This is a genomic window from Streptomyces fragilis, from assembly GCF_003112515.1.
Taxonomy (GTDB): domain Bacteria; phylum Actinomycetota; class Actinomycetes; order Streptomycetales; family Streptomycetaceae; genus Streptomyces; species Streptomyces fragilis.
This window is the reverse complement of the sequence record NZ_BEVZ01000006.1, coordinates 272,417-288,066: the sequence shown is the minus strand read 5'-3', so window position 1 is coordinate 288,066 and position 15,650 is coordinate 272,417. Positions and strand designations below refer to the sequence as shown.

The 15,650-nt window shown below is 73.6% G+C and carries 14 protein-coding genes and 1 riboswitch; of the genes, 11 read left to right on the top strand and 3 right to left on the bottom strand.

Going from position 1 to position 15,650, the window contains the following annotated elements:
* Window position 1 precedes the first annotated feature (1 nt).
* Window positions 2–65, bottom strand: a riboswitch (guanidine-III (ykkC-III) riboswitch).
* Between the two features lie 211 nt (window positions 66–276).
* The 7 genes from Sfr03f_RS22095 (at window position 277) to Sfr03f_RS22065 (ending at window position 9,695) form a co-directional block, all read left to right on the top strand.
* A complete protein-coding gene (locus Sfr03f_RS22095) occupies window positions 277–969 on the top strand; it encodes a class I SAM-dependent methyltransferase (protein WP_108955726.1) in 693 nt (230 codons plus the stop codon).
* Window positions 970–1,050: 81 nt separating this feature from the next.
* Entirely contained in the window at window positions 1,051–2,424 is a 1,374-nt protein-coding gene (locus tag Sfr03f_RS22090; protein ID WP_108955725.1) for an alkaline phosphatase PhoX, read from the top strand.
* Window positions 2,425–2,602: 178 nt separating this feature from the next.
* On the top strand, window positions 2,603–3,514 hold the full coding sequence (locus tag Sfr03f_RS22085; RefSeq protein WP_108955724.1) for a universal stress protein: 912 nt from the start codon (window positions 2,603–2,605) through the stop codon (window positions 3,512–3,514).
* 194 nt (window positions 3,515–3,708) lie between these two features.
* Complete coding sequence (locus Sfr03f_RS22080; RefSeq protein WP_108955723.1) at window positions 3,709–5,382, top strand: FAD-binding dehydrogenase; 1,674 nt, start codon at window positions 3,709–3,711, stop codon at window positions 5,380–5,382.
* 69 nt (window positions 5,383–5,451) lie between these two features.
* On the top strand, window positions 5,452–5,904 hold the full coding sequence (locus tag Sfr03f_RS22075) for a DUF6098 family protein (protein WP_108955722.1): 453 nt from the start codon (window positions 5,452–5,454) through the stop codon (window positions 5,902–5,904).
* Window positions 5,905–6,036: 132 nt separating this feature from the next.
* Window positions 6,037–7,413, top strand: a complete 1,377-nt coding sequence (locus tag Sfr03f_RS22070) for an NAD(P)/FAD-dependent oxidoreductase (RefSeq protein ID WP_108955721.1) — start codon at window positions 6,037–6,039, stop codon at window positions 7,411–7,413.
* A complete protein-coding gene (locus Sfr03f_RS22065; RefSeq protein ID WP_108955720.1) occupies window positions 7,410–9,695 on the top strand; it encodes an FUSC family protein in 2,286 nt (761 codons plus the stop codon). The genes Sfr03f_RS22070 and Sfr03f_RS22065 overlap by 4 nt, the downstream gene beginning before the upstream one ends.
* Before the next feature lie 148 nt (window positions 9,696–9,843).
* On the opposite strand, the gene Sfr03f_RS22060 is transcribed toward Sfr03f_RS22065, so the two are convergent.
* Entirely contained in the window at window positions 9,844–10,275 is a 432-nt protein-coding gene (locus tag Sfr03f_RS22060) for a hypothetical protein (protein ID WP_108955719.1), read from the bottom strand.
* A 358-nt stretch (window positions 10,276–10,633) separates the two neighbouring features.
* On the opposite strand from Sfr03f_RS22060, the gene Sfr03f_RS22055 reads away from it, so the two are divergent.
* Window positions 10,634–11,080, top strand: a complete 447-nt coding sequence (locus Sfr03f_RS22055; RefSeq protein WP_108955718.1) for a cyclic nucleotide-binding domain-containing protein — start codon at window positions 10,634–10,636, stop codon at window positions 11,078–11,080.
* Between the two features lie 53 nt (window positions 11,081–11,133).
* On the opposite strand, the gene Sfr03f_RS22050 is transcribed toward Sfr03f_RS22055, so the two are convergent.
* Both Sfr03f_RS22050 and Sfr03f_RS22045 read right to left on the bottom strand, forming a co-directional pair.
* Complete coding sequence (locus Sfr03f_RS22050) at window positions 11,134–12,486, bottom strand: MFS transporter (RefSeq protein ID WP_245967696.1); 1,353 nt, start codon at window positions 12,484–12,486, stop codon at window positions 11,134–11,136.
* Window positions 12,487–12,611: 125 nt separating this feature from the next.
* Window positions 12,612–13,433, bottom strand: a complete 822-nt coding sequence (locus Sfr03f_RS22045; protein WP_108955994.1) for an RNA polymerase sigma factor SigF — start codon at window positions 13,431–13,433, stop codon at window positions 12,612–12,614.
* Between the two features lie 529 nt (window positions 13,434–13,962).
* Here Sfr03f_RS22045 and Sfr03f_RS22040 point away from each other — a divergent pair.
* The 3 genes from Sfr03f_RS22040 to Sfr03f_RS22030 are packed head-to-tail and all read left to right on the top strand — an operon-like array spanning window position 13,963 to window position 15,626.
* Window positions 13,963–14,820 carry an RNA polymerase sigma factor SigF gene (locus Sfr03f_RS22040; protein ID WP_108955717.1) on the top strand — a complete coding sequence of 286 codons (858 nt, stop codon included), beginning with the start codon at window positions 13,963–13,965 and terminating at the stop codon, window positions 14,818–14,820.
* Window positions 14,821–14,824: 4 nt separating this feature from the next.
* On the top strand, window positions 14,825–15,142 hold the full coding sequence (locus Sfr03f_RS22035) for a DUF5133 domain-containing protein (protein WP_108955716.1): 318 nt from the start codon (window positions 14,825–14,827) through the stop codon (window positions 15,140–15,142).
* A 19-nt stretch (window positions 15,143–15,161) separates the two neighbouring features.
* Window positions 15,162–15,626: an ATP-binding protein gene (locus Sfr03f_RS22030; protein ID WP_108955715.1), complete on the top strand. Its 465-nt coding sequence runs from the start codon at window positions 15,162–15,164 to the stop codon at window positions 15,624–15,626.
* The last annotated feature ends 24 nt before the right edge of the window (window positions 15,627–15,650 follow it).

The window sequence follows — 15,650 nt, the reverse complement described above, 5'->3', positions numbered from 1 at the left end:
TTGTACGCCGTCTTGTCCTCACCGGGTACGGCGCGCTCGTCCGGGGCCGCACCGGGCGACCGTGGCCGAGGCTAGCACGCCCGGCGCGCGGGGTGCGGCCGCCGCTGCCGGAGGGTGACGGACGACGCCGGGGCTCCCGTCCGGGCGCCCGTGGAGACCGCGCCGGAAGCCGTGCCGCGCAGGTCACGGGGGTGTGCGGGGCGTCCGGGGGGCCGCTCGCACGCAGAGTCGGATTCCGGTCACGGACGGGGACGCCGGACACTACGATGGCCCGCCATGACCGAGACGAAGTGGGCGCCGGACAGCTGCGCCACGCGCCCGCAGGACTCCCGCGCGTCCCACGGCACCGTCGCCGAGGACCACGCCGCACTGCTCTGCGGCGAGCTGTCGCACAAGCCCTTCGACCGGGCGATGCTCGCCGCCTTCGCCGACCGGGTACGGGCCCGGGGCGGCGGGCCGGTCGCCGAACTCGGCTGCGGCCCCGGGCGCATCACCGCCCACCTCCACCGGCTCGGCCTCGACGTCCTCGGCGTCGACCCGTCCCCGCAGATGATCCGCGTCGCCCGCCGCGACCACCCCGCGCTGCGCTTCGAGGTGGGCGACACGACGGCCCTCGACCTGGCGGACGCCTCACTGGCGGGCGTCTGCGCCCGGTACTCCACCGCGCACACCCCGCCGGAGGGACTCCCGCGCCTGTTCGCGGAGTCGCACCGCGTCCTGGCGCCCGGCGGCACGATGCTCCTCGCGTTCGAGGCCGGCGCCCTGCGCCGGAACCTCACCCACGCCCACGGCCACGACCTCTCCCTCGAGGTGGACCGGGCCCGGCCCGAACCGGTCGAGCGGCTGCTGGCGCGGGCGGGGCTGACCGTGGAGGCGCAGCTGGTCCGCGAGCCGGAGGAGCGGGAACGCGGCCCTCAGGGCTACGTCCTCGCCCACCGCCCGCCGCCGGAGGTCCGTCCCCGCCGGTGAGGCAGGCGTGGTTCCCGAGCCCCCGAGTGACGTGGTACACACGGCGGATCACAGTCCTGTCCGCCAGCAGGAAGGTCGCTCATGTCCGCCACACGACGTCAGATGCTCGCCCGCTCCGGTGCCCTCGGAGCGGGCATCGTGGTCTCGGGGGCCGTGACGGAGCTGTTCTCCGCGTCCGCCGCCTCCGCCCTGCCGCTCACCGAGAACGGGTACGGCCCGCTGGTGCCCGATCCCCACGGCCTGCTCGACCTGCCGAAAGGTTTCCGTTACCGGGTGCTCTCCCGTGAGGGCGACGCCCTGCGCTCCGGGGAGGGCCCGGTGCCCTCCCACTGCGACGGCATGACCGCGCTGCCCGGCAGGAGGGGCCGCGTCCACCTGGTCCGCAACCACGAGAACCGCGTCACCGCCGCGCTCGGCGTCCCCACCGTCGAGGGCCTGACCTACGACCCGGCGGCCAAGGGCGGATGCACCCTGCTCACCCTGGACGGCCCCGGCGGCGCCGTCGTGGACGAGCGCGTCGCGATCGCCGGCACCGCCGTCAACTGCAGCGGCGGGCCGACGCCCTGGGGGACCTGGCTGACCTGCGAGGAGACCGAGGACAAGGCGGGGGGCGCCGGCTACGCCAAGGACCACGGCTTCATCTTCGAGGTCGACCCCGCCGACCCGCGGCGCAGCGGCGCGGTGCCGCTGACCGCGATGGGCCGGTTCCAGCACGAGGCGGTCGCCGTCGACCCCGTCCACGGCATCGTCTACGAGACCGAGGACGCCTTCGTCGCCCCGTTCGGCCTGTTCTACCGCTTCCTGCCGCGCCGGCCCGAGGGCCGCCTCGGGTCGCTGCGCGCCGGCGGCCGCCTCCAGGCCATGCGGGTGCCGGACCTCCCCGACCTGTCCGTGGTCGACGAGCCGGGGGCGAGCTTCGGCGGCGTGCAGTGGGTGGACGTCCCCGACCCGCTGGCCGCGCAGACCCCGACCCGTCTGCAGGACTACGGCCGCGGCGGCGTCACCCGCGGACAGAAGCTGGAGGGCTGCTACTGGGGCGGGCGCTCGGTCTACTTCGTCTCCTCCTACGCCCGCACCGGTGAGGGATCGGGCGCCGACCACCACGGCCAGGTGTGGCGCTACGACCCCGGCGCCCGCCGCCTCACCCTGGTGATCGTCTTCGGTCCCGGGTCGGACGTCCAGCTGCCGGGCGACTCACCCGACAACATCTGCCTGGCGCCCGGCGGTTCGCTGATGGTCTGCGAGGACGGCAGCGGGGCCCAGCACGTCTTCGGCGTGACGCGGCGCGGCGAGGTGTACACCATGGCGCGCAACGCCCAGAACATCGGCACCGAAGAGGCCCCGGAGTGGGGCGAGTTCGCCGGCGTCGCCTTCTCGCCCGACGGCGGCACCATGTACGTCAACTGCTACGACCCGGGCACCACCTTCGCCGTCACCGGCCCCTGGCGCGGCTAGCGTCCACGCGGCGGGGGCGGCACCACGGGGCCGCCCCCGCCCGGCCCGCGGCCCGCCCGGGCACGCGCTGCGGAAGGGGGCGCGCCGTGATCTTGTGGCGTGCGTGGTCCAGACTGGTCCCCAGCGAGTGCGTCACGACACGACAGCGGCCCGAGAGCCGTGAGCAGGGAGGCAGCTGATGACCCGTCCGATCGCCGCGGGAGTGGACGGAACCCCGGAGAGCCTGGCAGCGCTGGAGTGGGCGGCCGTCGAGGCGGGCCGGCGCGGCGCCGAGCTGCGGGTGGCCCACGTGTGGGAGCCCCGCCGGGTGAGCGGCGCCGAGGAACGAAGCGGCAGCAGCGACGAGCAGGAGCGGTGGGTGCGGCAGGGCGTCGAGGACTCGGTCCGCGGCCTGGCCGAACGCCACCCGGGTCTGACGGTGAGCACCCACATCGGCCGGGGCGAGGCCCCCGAGGGGCTGCTGGAGGCGTCCGACGGTGCCGGGATGCTGGTCCTCGGTTCACGGGGGCGGGGCCTGCTCCTCGGCTTCCTGCTCGGCTCCGTCGGCCGGCAGGTGATCGCCGAGGCCGGCCTCCCGGTCGTCCTGGTCCGCGCGGACGTCAAGGGCGACGAGGGCGAGCGGGGCGGCGAGGTGGGCACCGGGGCGGCCGGTGAGATCGTCGTCGGACAGCACGGCGAGCCGGAGGACAGCGCCGAGACGCTGCGCTTCGCCTTCGAGACGGCCGCCGCCTGCGGGGCGCCGGTGCGCGCCGTGCGCGCCTGGGCGCTGCCCCCGGTCTTCGCCTACAGCCCCGGCTCGCTGCGGCTGCTGGACGAGGCGGGCGGCCCCGTGCCGTTCGAACGCAAGGCACTGAGCACCGCCCTGGCCCCCTGGCGCGAGCGCTTCCCCGACGTGCCGGTGACCGAGCACGTCGAGATGGGCAGCGCCGGAGAGGTGCTGCTGTCGGCGTCGGCGGGCGCCCGGCTGACCGTCGTCGGCCGCCGCGCGCACCGCGCCGCGGTCGGCAGCCGGCTCGGCTCGGTGGCCGACGCGGTCATCCACCACGCCCCCTGCCCCGTGGCCGTCGTCCCGCCCGGGCCCGGCGCCTGAAGCCCCGGCCCGCCGCCCGAAGAAGGCCGCACAGGTTCCCCGCGGCGCAGGTCACGGGTTAGATTGCCGCGCGCCCACCGCACACCGCCGTGGGCGCGCGGGCGCGCGGGCGCGGCGAGGAACAGCGCCGGGGACCGGCGCGGACGAGCACCACCGCACACGCGGTACGCGGACGCAGCGAAGGGGACACCGTCATGGACGCGGACGTCATAGTCGTCGGAGCCGGCCTGGCGGGTCTGGTGGCCGCCCACGAGATCACCCGCCAAGGACGCAAGGTCCTCCTGGTGGACCAGGAGAACCCCGCCAACCTCGGCGGCCAGGCGTTCTGGTCCTTCGGCGGGCTGTTCCTGGTCGACTCCCCGGAGCAGCGCAGGATGCGCGTCAAGGACTCCTTCGAGCTGGCCTGGAGCGACTGGCAGGGCAGCGCCGCCTTCGACCGCACCGACGACGAGGACTCCTGGGCGCTGCGCTGGGCCCGCGCCTACGTCGAGTGGGCCGCGGGGGAGAAGCGCTCCTGGCTGGACGGGCACGGCATCACCTTCCTGCCCACCGTCGGCTGGGCCGAGCGCGGCGACCTGCGCGCGGGCGGGCACGGCAACTCGGTGCCGCGCTTCCACGTCGCCTGGGGCACCGGCACCGGGGTGGTCGCGCCCTTCGTGAAGTACGCCCAGCAGGCCTACCAGGACGGACTGCTGGCCTTCCACCACCGGCACCGGGTCGACGAGCTGATCGTCGAGCAGGGGGTGGTGCGCGGCGTGCGCGGCACGCTGCTGGCCGACGACGACGCCCCGCGCGGCGTCGCCTCCAGCCGTGAGGCGGTCGGGCAGTTCGAGCTGCGGGCACAGGCCGTGGTGGTGACCTCCGGCGGCATCGGGGCCAACCACGACATCGTCCGCCGGTACTGGCCCGAGCGGCTCGGCGCCGCCCCGGCGGACATGGTCACCGGCGTCCCCGCGTACGTGGACGGCCGGATGCTGGAGATCACCGAGTCGGCCGGGGCACGGCTGGTCAACCGCGACCGCATGTGGCACTACACGGAGGGCGTGCGCAACTGGGACCCCGTCTGGGCGGGCCACGGCATCCGGATCCTGCCCGGCCCGTCGTCGATCTGGCTCGACGCCCTCGGGCGGCGCCTGCCCGCCCCGTACCTGCCCGGCTACGACACCCTGGGCACCCTGCGCCACCTGCGGACCACCGCCGGCCTCGCCGAGCACGGCCACTCCTGGTTCGTCCTGACCCAGAGGATCATCGAGAAGGAGTTCGCGCTCTCCGGCTCCGAGCAGAACCCCGACATCACCGCCAAGGACCGCAAGGCCTTCCTCAGGGAACGCATCCTCGGCAAGGGCGCCCCCGCGCCGGTCGAGGCGTTCAAGCGGCACGGCGCCGACTTCGTGGTCGCCGGCACCCTCGAGGAACTGATCACGAAGATGAACGCCCTCACCGACGAGCCGCTGCTCGACGCGGCCGAGGTGCGCCGGCAGATCGAGGAGCGCGACCGGCAGCTGGCCAACCCGTACAGCAAGGACGCCCAGGTCCAGGGCATCCACAACGCCCGCCGCTACCTCGGCGACCGGCTCGGCCGGGTGGCCACGCCGCACCGCGTCCTGGACCCGGACGCCGGACCGCTCATCGGCGTCAAGCTGCACATCCTCACCCGCAAGACCCTGGGGGGCATCCAGACGGACCTGGACTCCCGCGCCCTGGGCCCCGACGGCTCCCCGGTCGACGGCCTCTACGCGGCCGGCGAGGTGGCCGGCTTCGGCGGGGGCGGCGTCCACGGCTACAACGCGCTGGAGGGGACCTTCCTCGGCGGCTGCCTCTTCTCGGGCCGCGCCGCCGGGCGCGCGGCCGCCCGCGAGGTCGCCTGACCTGGCGGAAGGAGGGATTCCACGCGCGGTCGCCGGGTACCCCGGAGATCTACCGGGAGGTGATCACGCGTGGAGAAAGCCGGTCAGGACGGCCTGCCCGTACTGCACTCCCTCGAGGAGCTCGCGGAACTGCTCGAGCGGCACGACGGGCTGTACCTCCGCTGGTCGAAGGGGCCGGGCGTCGACATCGCCAGGACGTCCAGCAAGGACGAACTGACGGGCATCGCCATGCCCGGACTCTCCGCCAACCCGCTGGACGTCGAGAGGTGGTGGGACGACCGCCCGCTCGTCCTGTGGGCGGCGCGGCGGGTCTACGACTACGAGCACATCCCCCGGGAGAAGGGGCCGCAGGTGCGGCCCTGGGTCCTCAAGGGCGCCGAGGCGGGCCGGGGACCGGACAACGAGCCGCTGGTCGTCGACGTGGAACCGCTGTGCTGGCTGGGCGACGAGGTGATCGAGGCCTCGCGCACCGAGGTGGCGCGCCACCGCGAGGAATGGGGCCCGCTGAAACGCGGCCGCTGAGCCGCCGCGACCCGCGGGACCGGTCCCGAGTGGCGAAACACCTCGGATCGGGGTGGGATCAAAGGAACCTTCGCGGGCATTCGGACCGTGTTGATCGCACAGACCGAACAGCCGACCAGGAGCCGCAGAAAGGTGGCCATCGTGACACGACCCAGGATCCTGGTGGTGGGCGCGGGCTTCGCGGGAGTGGAGTGCGTCCGCCGCCTCGAGAGGAAGCTCGGCCCCGACGAGGCGGACGTGACCCTGGTGGCGCCGTTCTCCTACCAGCTCTACCTGCCCCTGCTGCCGCAGGTGGCCTCCGGCGTGCTGACCCCCCAGTCCATCGCGCTCTCGCTGCGCCGCAGCAGCCGCTACCGCACCCGGATCATCCCGGGCGGCGCCATCGGCGTGGACAGCAAGGCGAAGGTCTGCGTCATCCGCACCGTCACCGACGAGCTGATCGACGAGCCCTACGACATCCTGGTGCTCACCCCCGGCAGCGTCACCCGCACCTTCGACATCCCCGGCCTGACCGACAACGCCCGGGGCATGAAGACGCTCGCCGAGGCCGCCTACGTCCGCGACCACGTCATCCAGCAGCTGGACCTCGCCGACGCCAGCCAGGACCCCGCCGAGCGGGCCGCCCGGCTGCAGTTCGTCGTCGTCGGCGGCGGATACGCCGGCACCGAGACGGCCGCCTGCCTGCAGCGGCTCACCCACAACGCGGTCAAGCGCTACCCGCGGCTGGACCCCGGGCTGATCAAGTGGCACCTGATCGACATCGCCCCGCGGCTGATGCCCGAACTCGGCGAGAAGCTCGGCGAGACCGCGCTCGGCATCCTGCGCAGGCGCGGCATCGAGGTCTCCCTCGGCGTCTCCGTCGCCAAGGTGTCGCCCACCGAGGTCACCTTCACCGACGGACGCGTGGTGCCCAGCCACACCCTCATCTGGACGGCCGGCGTCGCCGCCAGCCCGCTGATGGCCACCCTCGGCTGCGAGACCTCCCGGGGCCGGATGGTGGTCGACGCCGAGATGAAGGCGCCGGGCTGCCCGGACGTCTTCGCCCTGGGCGACGCCGCCGCCGTGCCGGACCTCGCCAAGGGCGAGGAGGGCGCCGTCTGCCCGCCCACCGCCCAGCACGCCATGCGGCAGGGCAAGGTCGCCGCCGACAACGTCATCGCGCGGATCCGCAACCAGCCCCTGCGGCCCTACGTCCACAAGGACCTGGGCCTGGTCGTCGACCTCGGCGGCAAGGACGCCGTCTCCCGCCCCCTGGGAGTGGAGATGAAGGGCCTGCCCGCCCTCGCGGTGGCCCGCGGCTACCACTGGATGGCGCTGCGGACAGGCGTCGCCAAGGCCCGCGTGGCCACCAACTGGGCGCTCAACGCGGTGGCCGGCGACGACTTCGTCCGCACCGGCTTCCAGGCGCGCAAGCCCGCCACGCTGAAGGACTTCGAGTACACCGACGCCTATCTGTCGCCCGAGCAGATCCGCGAGCGCGTCGAGCGGCACCAGCTGCGCGAGGCGTGAGGACGGCGGCCCGGGCGCGAGCGGGCCGGTCGGCCTTCCGCGACCGGGTCGCCGCGTCCGACCCCGGCCTGTTGCGGCTGACGGCCGGGCTGCGCACCGTCGGCTCGCTCGCCCTCACCCTGGGCGTGGTGGGCGTGTTCGGCGCGAGCGTCGAACAGCTGGTGGCGGGCGCGATGGCCGCCATGGTGGCGACCTTCGCGGTCCGTGAGAAGGACCGGCGCGGGCAGGCCCTGTCCCTCGCGGCGGGGCTCCCGGCGGCCTGGCTGGCACTGACGCTGGGCACCCTGCTCAGCGGCACCTTCACCGGTACCGCCGTCTTCGTCGTGCTGATCTTCGGCGCGGTCTACTGCCGCCGCTTCGGCGACCGGGGCTTCGCCCTCGGCATGATCGGCTTCCAGTCCTACTTCCTCTCCCAGTTCCTGGGCGTCGGCACGGCCGGGCTGCCCGGCCTGTACTGGCCCGTGGGCGCCGGCTTCGCCTGCAGCGCGCTGATCCGCTTCGGCGTCGTCCAGGCCGGCCCCGAACAGGTCCTCGGGAGGCTGCGCGCGGCCTTCAGGGCCCGCTTCGCCCAGCTGGTGAGCGCCCAGATCGAGCTGCTGGACGCCGGACCCGACCAGGTCGACAAGGCCCTCGACCAGGTCCGCGGCCGCACCGCCCGCCTCCACGAGACGGCCATGATGATCCAGGCCCGGCTCACCGAGGGCACCCCCGACGACCGGGCCGCCTCCCTGGTGCAGCGCCGCATCGCCGACGCCGAGATCGCCGCCGAACGGCTCGGTCTGCTGATCCTCACCGCGCGGATGACCGAACGCGCCGGCACCCCCGCCCGCGCCGACACCCTCACCCTCCACCTGCCGGGCGCCCCCCTGCCCGAGAGCGGCCTGCAGCCCGTGCGGGACCGGGCCGCCGAGGCCCTCCACCGTGACCTGCGCGCCCTGCGCGCCCTGGTGCTGCGCTCGTCCGACGAGCACCGCGGAACCGGCCTCGCCCAGCTGCGCAACCGGCTGCTCGGCTACCGGGACGACGACAAGCTGCCCGCCCAGGCCTCCCCTGCGGTCCGCGACGTCTTCCGCGGCGTGGGCGAGGCCGCCCGGGCCGTGCTGGGACTGCGGATCGCGCTGGGCGGCAGCGCCGACGACAGCGACGACAGCCCCGAGACCGCCCGCAGCCGGGAGGAGATCGAGGCCGAGGACGCCGCCATCGCGGTCGCCGAGACCGAGGAGGACGAACGGGACGAGGAACGCTCCGGCCTGGAGCGGCCCACCACCCGCACCGCCGTGCAGGTCACCGTCGGCTCCGTCCTCGCGATCGCCGGCGGGGAGCTGCTCTCCCGGGAGCGCTGGTACTGGGCCGTGCTCGCCTGCTGGATCGTCTTCGTCAACACCAGCTCCACCGGCGAGATCCTGGTCAAGGCCTACCGCCGGCTGCTGGGCACCATGCTCGGCGTGGTGGCCGGCATCGTGCTGGCCGGCCTGGTCGGGCAGCGGGTGCCGCTGGCCTTCGCACTCGTCCTGGTGCTGGTCTTCCTGACGCACTACCTGGCGCGGCTCTCGTACACGCTGATGTCGTTCTTCGTCACGGCGATGCTCGGACTGCTCTACACGCTGCTGAACACCTACAGCCTCGACGTCCTGGTGCTGCGCCTGGGGGAGACGGCCCTGGGAGCCGCCTGCGGGCTGGCCGCCGCGATCCTGGTCCTGCCGGTGCGCACCGCGCACCGCACCGACGAACTCCTGGTGACGGTGCTGGAGCGGCTGGCCGACGTCACCGGGTCCGCCGTCCGGCAGCTCAGCGGCGGCCCCGCGGCCGACCTGCTGGACCAGGCCAGGGAACTGGACGAGGCACTGGGCGACCTGCGCTCCTCCACCCAGCCGCTGACCCACCCGATCACCCCGCTGCGCAGCCGGCGCGACACCGCCCGGTACGTCGTCGCCCAGCTGGAGACCTGCGCCTACCACGCGCGGTCCCTGGCGGCGACGGCCGAACTGCTGCCCAGCCAGACGGCGATCGCCGCCGACCCGAGGCTGGCCGGGGCGGGGGAGCGGATCCTGCGCAACATCGACACCGTCGCCGCGCACGTCGAGGGGCGCAGGGACGCCGGGGAGCTGGAGACCGGCGCGAGCATCGCCTCGCTGCTCGAGCCGGGCTCCGGCGCCCGGGCCCGGTACGGGCAGGTCACCGACCGCGTGCTGGGCCATCTGGGACGGCTGGACGACGCGGTCACCGGTCTCGCGCGGCCGCTGGAGGTCCCGCTGCGGCCCCGCGGGCGGCAGGCGGCCTGACCGCGAGGCCCCGGGGCCTGACCGCGAGGCCCCGGGGCGCGGCCGGGCGGCACATGAAGGACCGGGCCCCGGGAGAGTCCCGAAGCCCGGTGGGGGCGGAGTGCGGTCGGCCCGGTGACCGGCGGGCGCCGGTGGTGGCCGCGACCGGTCAGAAGTCGGTGGGCAGGTCGCTGGCCTCGGCGATGCCGCGCAGTTCCTCGTCCTCGCGGCGACGGCGCAGCAGGGAGTCGGCGATCTCGCGGCGGCGGTCCGGGTCGGCGGCGCTGGCCGCGTCGGTGACGACCCGGATCGGGCCGGTGTCCTCGTAGTCGAGTTCGATCAGGACGTTGTCGAGACGGCCGGTGACCGCCGCTGCGATCACCAGGGCGGCCTCGTCACGGATCTCCTGCGGCACCGGACCCTCGTCGGGGCAGTCGCCGTCCGGGCCGAGATCGGCCAGGTCGACGTCCTCACCGAGCGCCCGCAGCGCGGGCCGGACCAGGCGGAGCAGGAGGTCGTATTCCTCGGGGCTCAGGCGGAGACGCAGCAGGTCGAGGTAGAGCTCGACCGGTTCGCCGTCCGGCAGGTGCGGTTCGCTCATCGGCCCCGGGTTCCCCGAGTGGGACGACGATCACATCCCGGGGGCTGATTCGTCCGAAGGGGTGGGGATGGTTTAAGCTTCACCCATACGACGTCATCGTCGTACCCGAGTACGGCCCCGACCGGTCTCCCCCGTCCGGTCGGGGTCTTTTGCGTTCGCGCCCGGCCCATCTCTGCCGGCGCCCGGCGCGTCTCCGCCGGCGTCCGGCCCGTTCCCCGCCCGCTCCGCGGGCCCGCCCGAGGTCCTCACCGCCTTTGCCCGCCCTTCACCCGTTCGAAGTGCTCGCGTCGGGGGGACCCGCCGACAATGGGGGAGGGGTGTGTGTCCGTAGTCCGCCCGGCCGGCGAGGAGCGTCGTGATGACCAAGCCGATCAAACTGCTGACCGCGCTGACTCCGGAGCGCCGGGAACGGCTGATGACGCTGGCGCGGGAGGTGTCCTTCAGGGAGGACGCCCCGATCTTCGAGGAAGGCGGGGTGGCCGACCGCTTCTGGGTGGTGCGCTCGGGCCGCGTCGACCTGTACCAGCAGGTCACGCAGCTGCGGCGGGTGACCGTGGCGAGCCTGGGGGCGGGTGACCTGCTGGGGTGGTCCTGGCTGTTCCCGCCGCACGAGTGGGACTTCGGGGCGGTGGCCTTCAGCCCGGTCCGGGCCTACGAGTTCGAGGCGGCGCCGGTCCTCGAACTGTCCGAGCAGGACGCCGGACTGGGCCTGTCGCTGATGCGGATCGTCGCCGAGATCCTCGCCTACCGCCTGGAGTCCACCCGGGTCCAGCTCCTGGAGTCCTTCCAGCACCCCCTGCGCTGAGCTTTCGGCACGCAGGCGGGGGAGCGGGGGAGCCGGACCCGGCGGCGGCGGGGTCAGACGCGGTAGCGCCGCAGGGACGGCGTGAGGACGGCGAGGGCGAGGGTCAGGAGGACCACGAGCGCGCCACCGCCCACCACGGCCCACCTGGTGCCCGCCACCGACGCGGACGTCCCGTGGAGGACGTCGGCCAGCCGCGGCCCGCCGGCGACCACCACGGTGAAGACGCCCTGCATCCGGCCCCGCATCTCGTCCGTCGCGGCGGACAGCAGGATCGCCCCGCGGAAGACCATGGACACCATGTCGGCCACCCCGCCCGCGGCCAGGCAGGCCACGGCCACCCACAGGTTGCCGGTGAGCCCGAACCCGATCACGGCCAGGCCCCAGCCCACCACCGAGCCGATCACCATCCAGCCGTGCCGCCGTGCCCGCGAGAAGGTGCCGGAGAACAGGCCGCCGATCACGGCGCCGACGGGTATCGCCGCGAACAGCAGACCCAGCGCGAACTCGGAGCCGTACGCCCCGAAGGTCTCCTCCGCCATCTGCGGGAAGAGGGCGCGCGGCATGCCGAACACCATGGCGATGATGTCCGCGAGGAAGGAGAGCAGCAGCACCTGCTGCATGCCGATGTACCGGAAACCGTCCACGACCTCCCGCAGCCCGGCCCGCCGGGGGGCGCCGCCGTCGGCCAGGGGCGGGAGCGCGGGCAGGCGCCAGACCGCCCACACGGTCACGGTGAGCGCGACGGCGTCGATCAGGTAGAGCTCGGGAAGCCCGACGATCGGTATCAGCGCTCCGGCGAGCAGCGGCCCGGCCACCAGGCCGGTCTGCATCACCGTGGACCCCAGCGCGTTGGCGGCCGGCAGCTCGTCGGCCGGCACCAGCCGGGCGATGGAGGCGGTCCGCGCCGGCGAGTTCAGCCCGAAGAACGCCTGCTGCACCGCGAGCAGCAGCATCAGCACCGCGACGGAGTCCAGTCCGGCGGCCGCCTGGACCCAGAAGAGCACCGAGGTCACCGCGATGCCGGTGTTGGTCACCAGCAGGAGCTTGCGCCGGTCGACGGTGTCGGCGACCGCGCCGCCCCAGAGCGCGAAGAGCACCATCGGCACCAGTCCGGCGAGGCTGGCGTAGCCGACCCAGGCGGAGGAGCCGGTGATGTCGTAGATCTGCTTGGGGACGGCCACCGCCGTGAGCTGACTGCCCACCGAGGTGACGATGGTGGACGCCCACAGCCGCCGGTAGGCGGGCCGGCGCAGCGGGCGGGTGTCCATGGCGAAGCGGCGCCACCCGGGGCGCGCCGCGGCCGCCGGCGGGCTCGCCGCCTGTCCCTCGGCGGCCGGTGACGGGGCGGCGTCGAGGTCCTCGTGGCCCTGATGATCCTCGACGCCGCTGCGACTACTGGTGTCCACGGATGGCACGCACTCTCTCGATGCTCAGTACAACTATCTGGACCGCATCATCCCCCATGGGCGGACCGGTGTGTTCACCGGTCCGCCCATGGGGGAGGGGGAATCGAGAGGTTCCGAGCGGAGGCTCAGGCCACCGACGGGTCGAGCAGGCCCTTGCGGAGCTTCTTGATGATGCGGCTCAGCAGGCGGGAGACGTGCATCTGGGAGATGCCCAGCTCCTCACCGATCTGCGCCTGCGTCCGCTCCTCGACGAAGCGCATGTGGATGATCTGACGGTCGCGCTCGTCCAGCTCGGCGATGAGCGGGGCGAGGGAGTGGAAGTCCTCCACCAGCTCCAGGGAGGCGTCCTCGGCGCCGATGAAGTCCGCCAGCACGGCCTCGCCGTCGTTGCCGCCGTCCCGGGTGAGCGCGGCGTCCAGGGAGGAGGAGGTGTAGCAGTTCGAGGCCTTCTGCGCCTCGACGACCTCCGACTCCGGCAGGGACATCAGCGCGGAGAGCTCGCGGGTGGTGGGCGTGCGGCCCAGCCGGCTGCGCAGCTCCTCGGTCGCCCGGGCCAGCTCGACGCGGGCCTCCTGCAGGCGGCGCGGGACGTGGACGGCCCAGCTGGTGTCGCGGAAGAAGCGCTTGATCTCGCCCACGATGTAGGGCACCGCGAAGGAGGTGAACTCGACCTCGCGGGTCAGCTCGAACCGGTCGATCGCCTTGATCAGGCCGATGGTGCCGACCTGGACGATGTCCTCCATCGAGTCGTCACGGCCGCGGAAGCGGGAGGCGGCGTAACGGACGAGGGACAGGTTCATCTCGATGAGCGTGTTGCGCGCGTACTGGAACTCCGGCGTGCCTTCCTCGAGCACGGCGAGGCGGTTCAGGAACTCCCGCGACAGTTCCCGGGCGTCCCGGGGGGCCACGGCGGAGGGGTCCTCGATGTACGGGAGCCCCGCGGTCATCTCCTCGGTCCGGACCTCCCACTGCGCCGTGGTCGTTGCCTCTCCCGCGGTCACGGCTGCCATGCTGTTCCTCTCTGATCGTCTGCAGTCATCGAATACACCGTACAGATCGTCGAACAGATCCTTGTATACGCCGTATTCGTCCTCGTAGCTGCGTGCCACCGTTCTGCTGGGTGACATCGCTCGCTTGCCCCGAGGTTCGCTCCGTACTCCACCCGGAGGAAAACTTTTTTGTGAAGCGGATCTCATCAAGCCCTGACCAGCGCTTTCGCTCGGAGTGACCGCAAGTCGGCGGCGCGGCGACGCCGCGCGAGAGCCGCCCGCGTGCGGGGTCGCGTGACGCCAGTCACAATATGGGAGATCGAGGCGTTTGCCGTCCGACCCCTGGGGCAGGTGGGGTTTCGTGCTTCGGACCGGAGAAACGCGCCGCAGGTCGGCGCGACCGCCCGGCACCCGAAACCTCCCGGCGACCGTGGGCAGCGTATCCGCGGCAGTTCCCTGACCCCCCACTGCTCAGGAGCTCAATCGCATGGTCATCGATATGTCGACAAGTCGCTCCGAAACGGCACAAACCACCGCACACCGGACCTCCAGCGGCCGCAGGTCGCACGACGACGCCCCTGACACCGCGGCCGCGTTCGCCCGGCTCGCCGAGCTGGGGCCCGGACCGGAGCGCGACGCCGTGCGTGAGGAGTTGACCGAGGCGTGGCTGCCGATGGCCCACCGCATCGCGAGTCGCTTCCGCGACCGCGGCGAATCGGTAGAGGACCTGAGGCAGGTCGCCGCACTCGGACTGGTGAAGGCGATCGACCGGTTCGACCCCTCCAGGGGCGCGTTCGAGAGCTACGCCGTCCCCACCATCACCGGCGAGATCAAGCGGCACTTCCGTGACCGCATGTGGGCCCTGCGGGTGCCGCGCCGGGTGCAGGAACTCCGCAACAAGGTGCGGGTGGCCCGGCGGGAGCTCACCCAGAGCCCCGGCAGCCCCGAGCCGAGTACCGCGCGGATCGCCGAGTACACCGGGCTGACCGAGGAGGAGGTCGTCACCGGCATGGAGGCGCTGGAGAGCTTCAGCACCCTCTCGCTGGACGCGGAGCTCTCCTCCGACGACGACGGTTACAGCCTCGCCGACACGCTCGGCTCCGCGGACTCCGCCTACGACGTGGTGGTGGACCGCGAGGCGGCGAAGGAAGGGCTGCGCCGGCTCCCCGAGCGGGAGCGGGCCATCCTCTACATGCGGTTCTTTGAGGACATGACACAGAACCGGATCGCTGACCGGCTGGGCATCTCCCAGATGCACGTGTCGCGGCTCATCAGCCGCAGTTGCGCACGGGTGCGGGAGGAAGCCCTCGGCCAGGGCATGCGAACCGCCTTCGTGAAGGAGTAGGTCCATGCTCACGCCCCATCCCGCCACCCTGCGCAAACTCGTCGACGAGTACCACGCCCTGCTCGCCGAGGAGGCGGAGCGGGGCGGCCCGCGCACCGGCAGGCGCTCCGAGGACCTGGCCTACACCCTCTGTGTCTCCACCGGTACCCGCGACATCCGCGCCGCACTGGCCACGGCGCACCGGATGCTCGCCGCCGGGCCCCTGGCGGCGGGCGGCGCGCTGGGTGACGGTCTGCCGGCCGGCGGCCGCAGGGGAGCGGGGCGCATCCGGGGCACCGGGCGGCCGCTGGTCGCCGAGGGCGGGGAACCCGTGGCGTCATGAGCTGCCGAGGAGTGGTGCGGTGAACTGCGCGCGGTCCGGTTCCCATCCCGTCCGTGAGCGGCCGCGGGCCGCCGTGGCGAGTGCCTCGGCGGCTCGCGCGTACGCGGTCGCCGTGGTCCGCGACCAGTGGGAGACCCCCTACCGCAGGGCGCCCGAGGGCGCCCTCGTCGACCTGCGGCTGGTCGTCTCGGAACTGGTCTCCAACGCGCTCCGGCACGGCGGAGGCCTCACCGGCTTCGACGCGCGGCCCGAGGCCGTGGGGGTACGGGTGGTCGTGCGCGACGCCAGCGACCGCGTGCCGGAGGCCGTCGCGGAGCCCGGAACCTTCCCGGAGGGGGAGGAGCACCTGGAGCGCAACGCCCCCGGCGGCTACGGCTGGCCGCTCATCCACCGCCTGGCGCGTGACATCCGCGTCGAACGTCTGCCTGGCGGGGGAAAGGCCGTCAGCGCGTTGATTCCGCTGACCGTTCCGCGGGAGGACTGACCGTTCCGCGCGAGGACCGCCGCA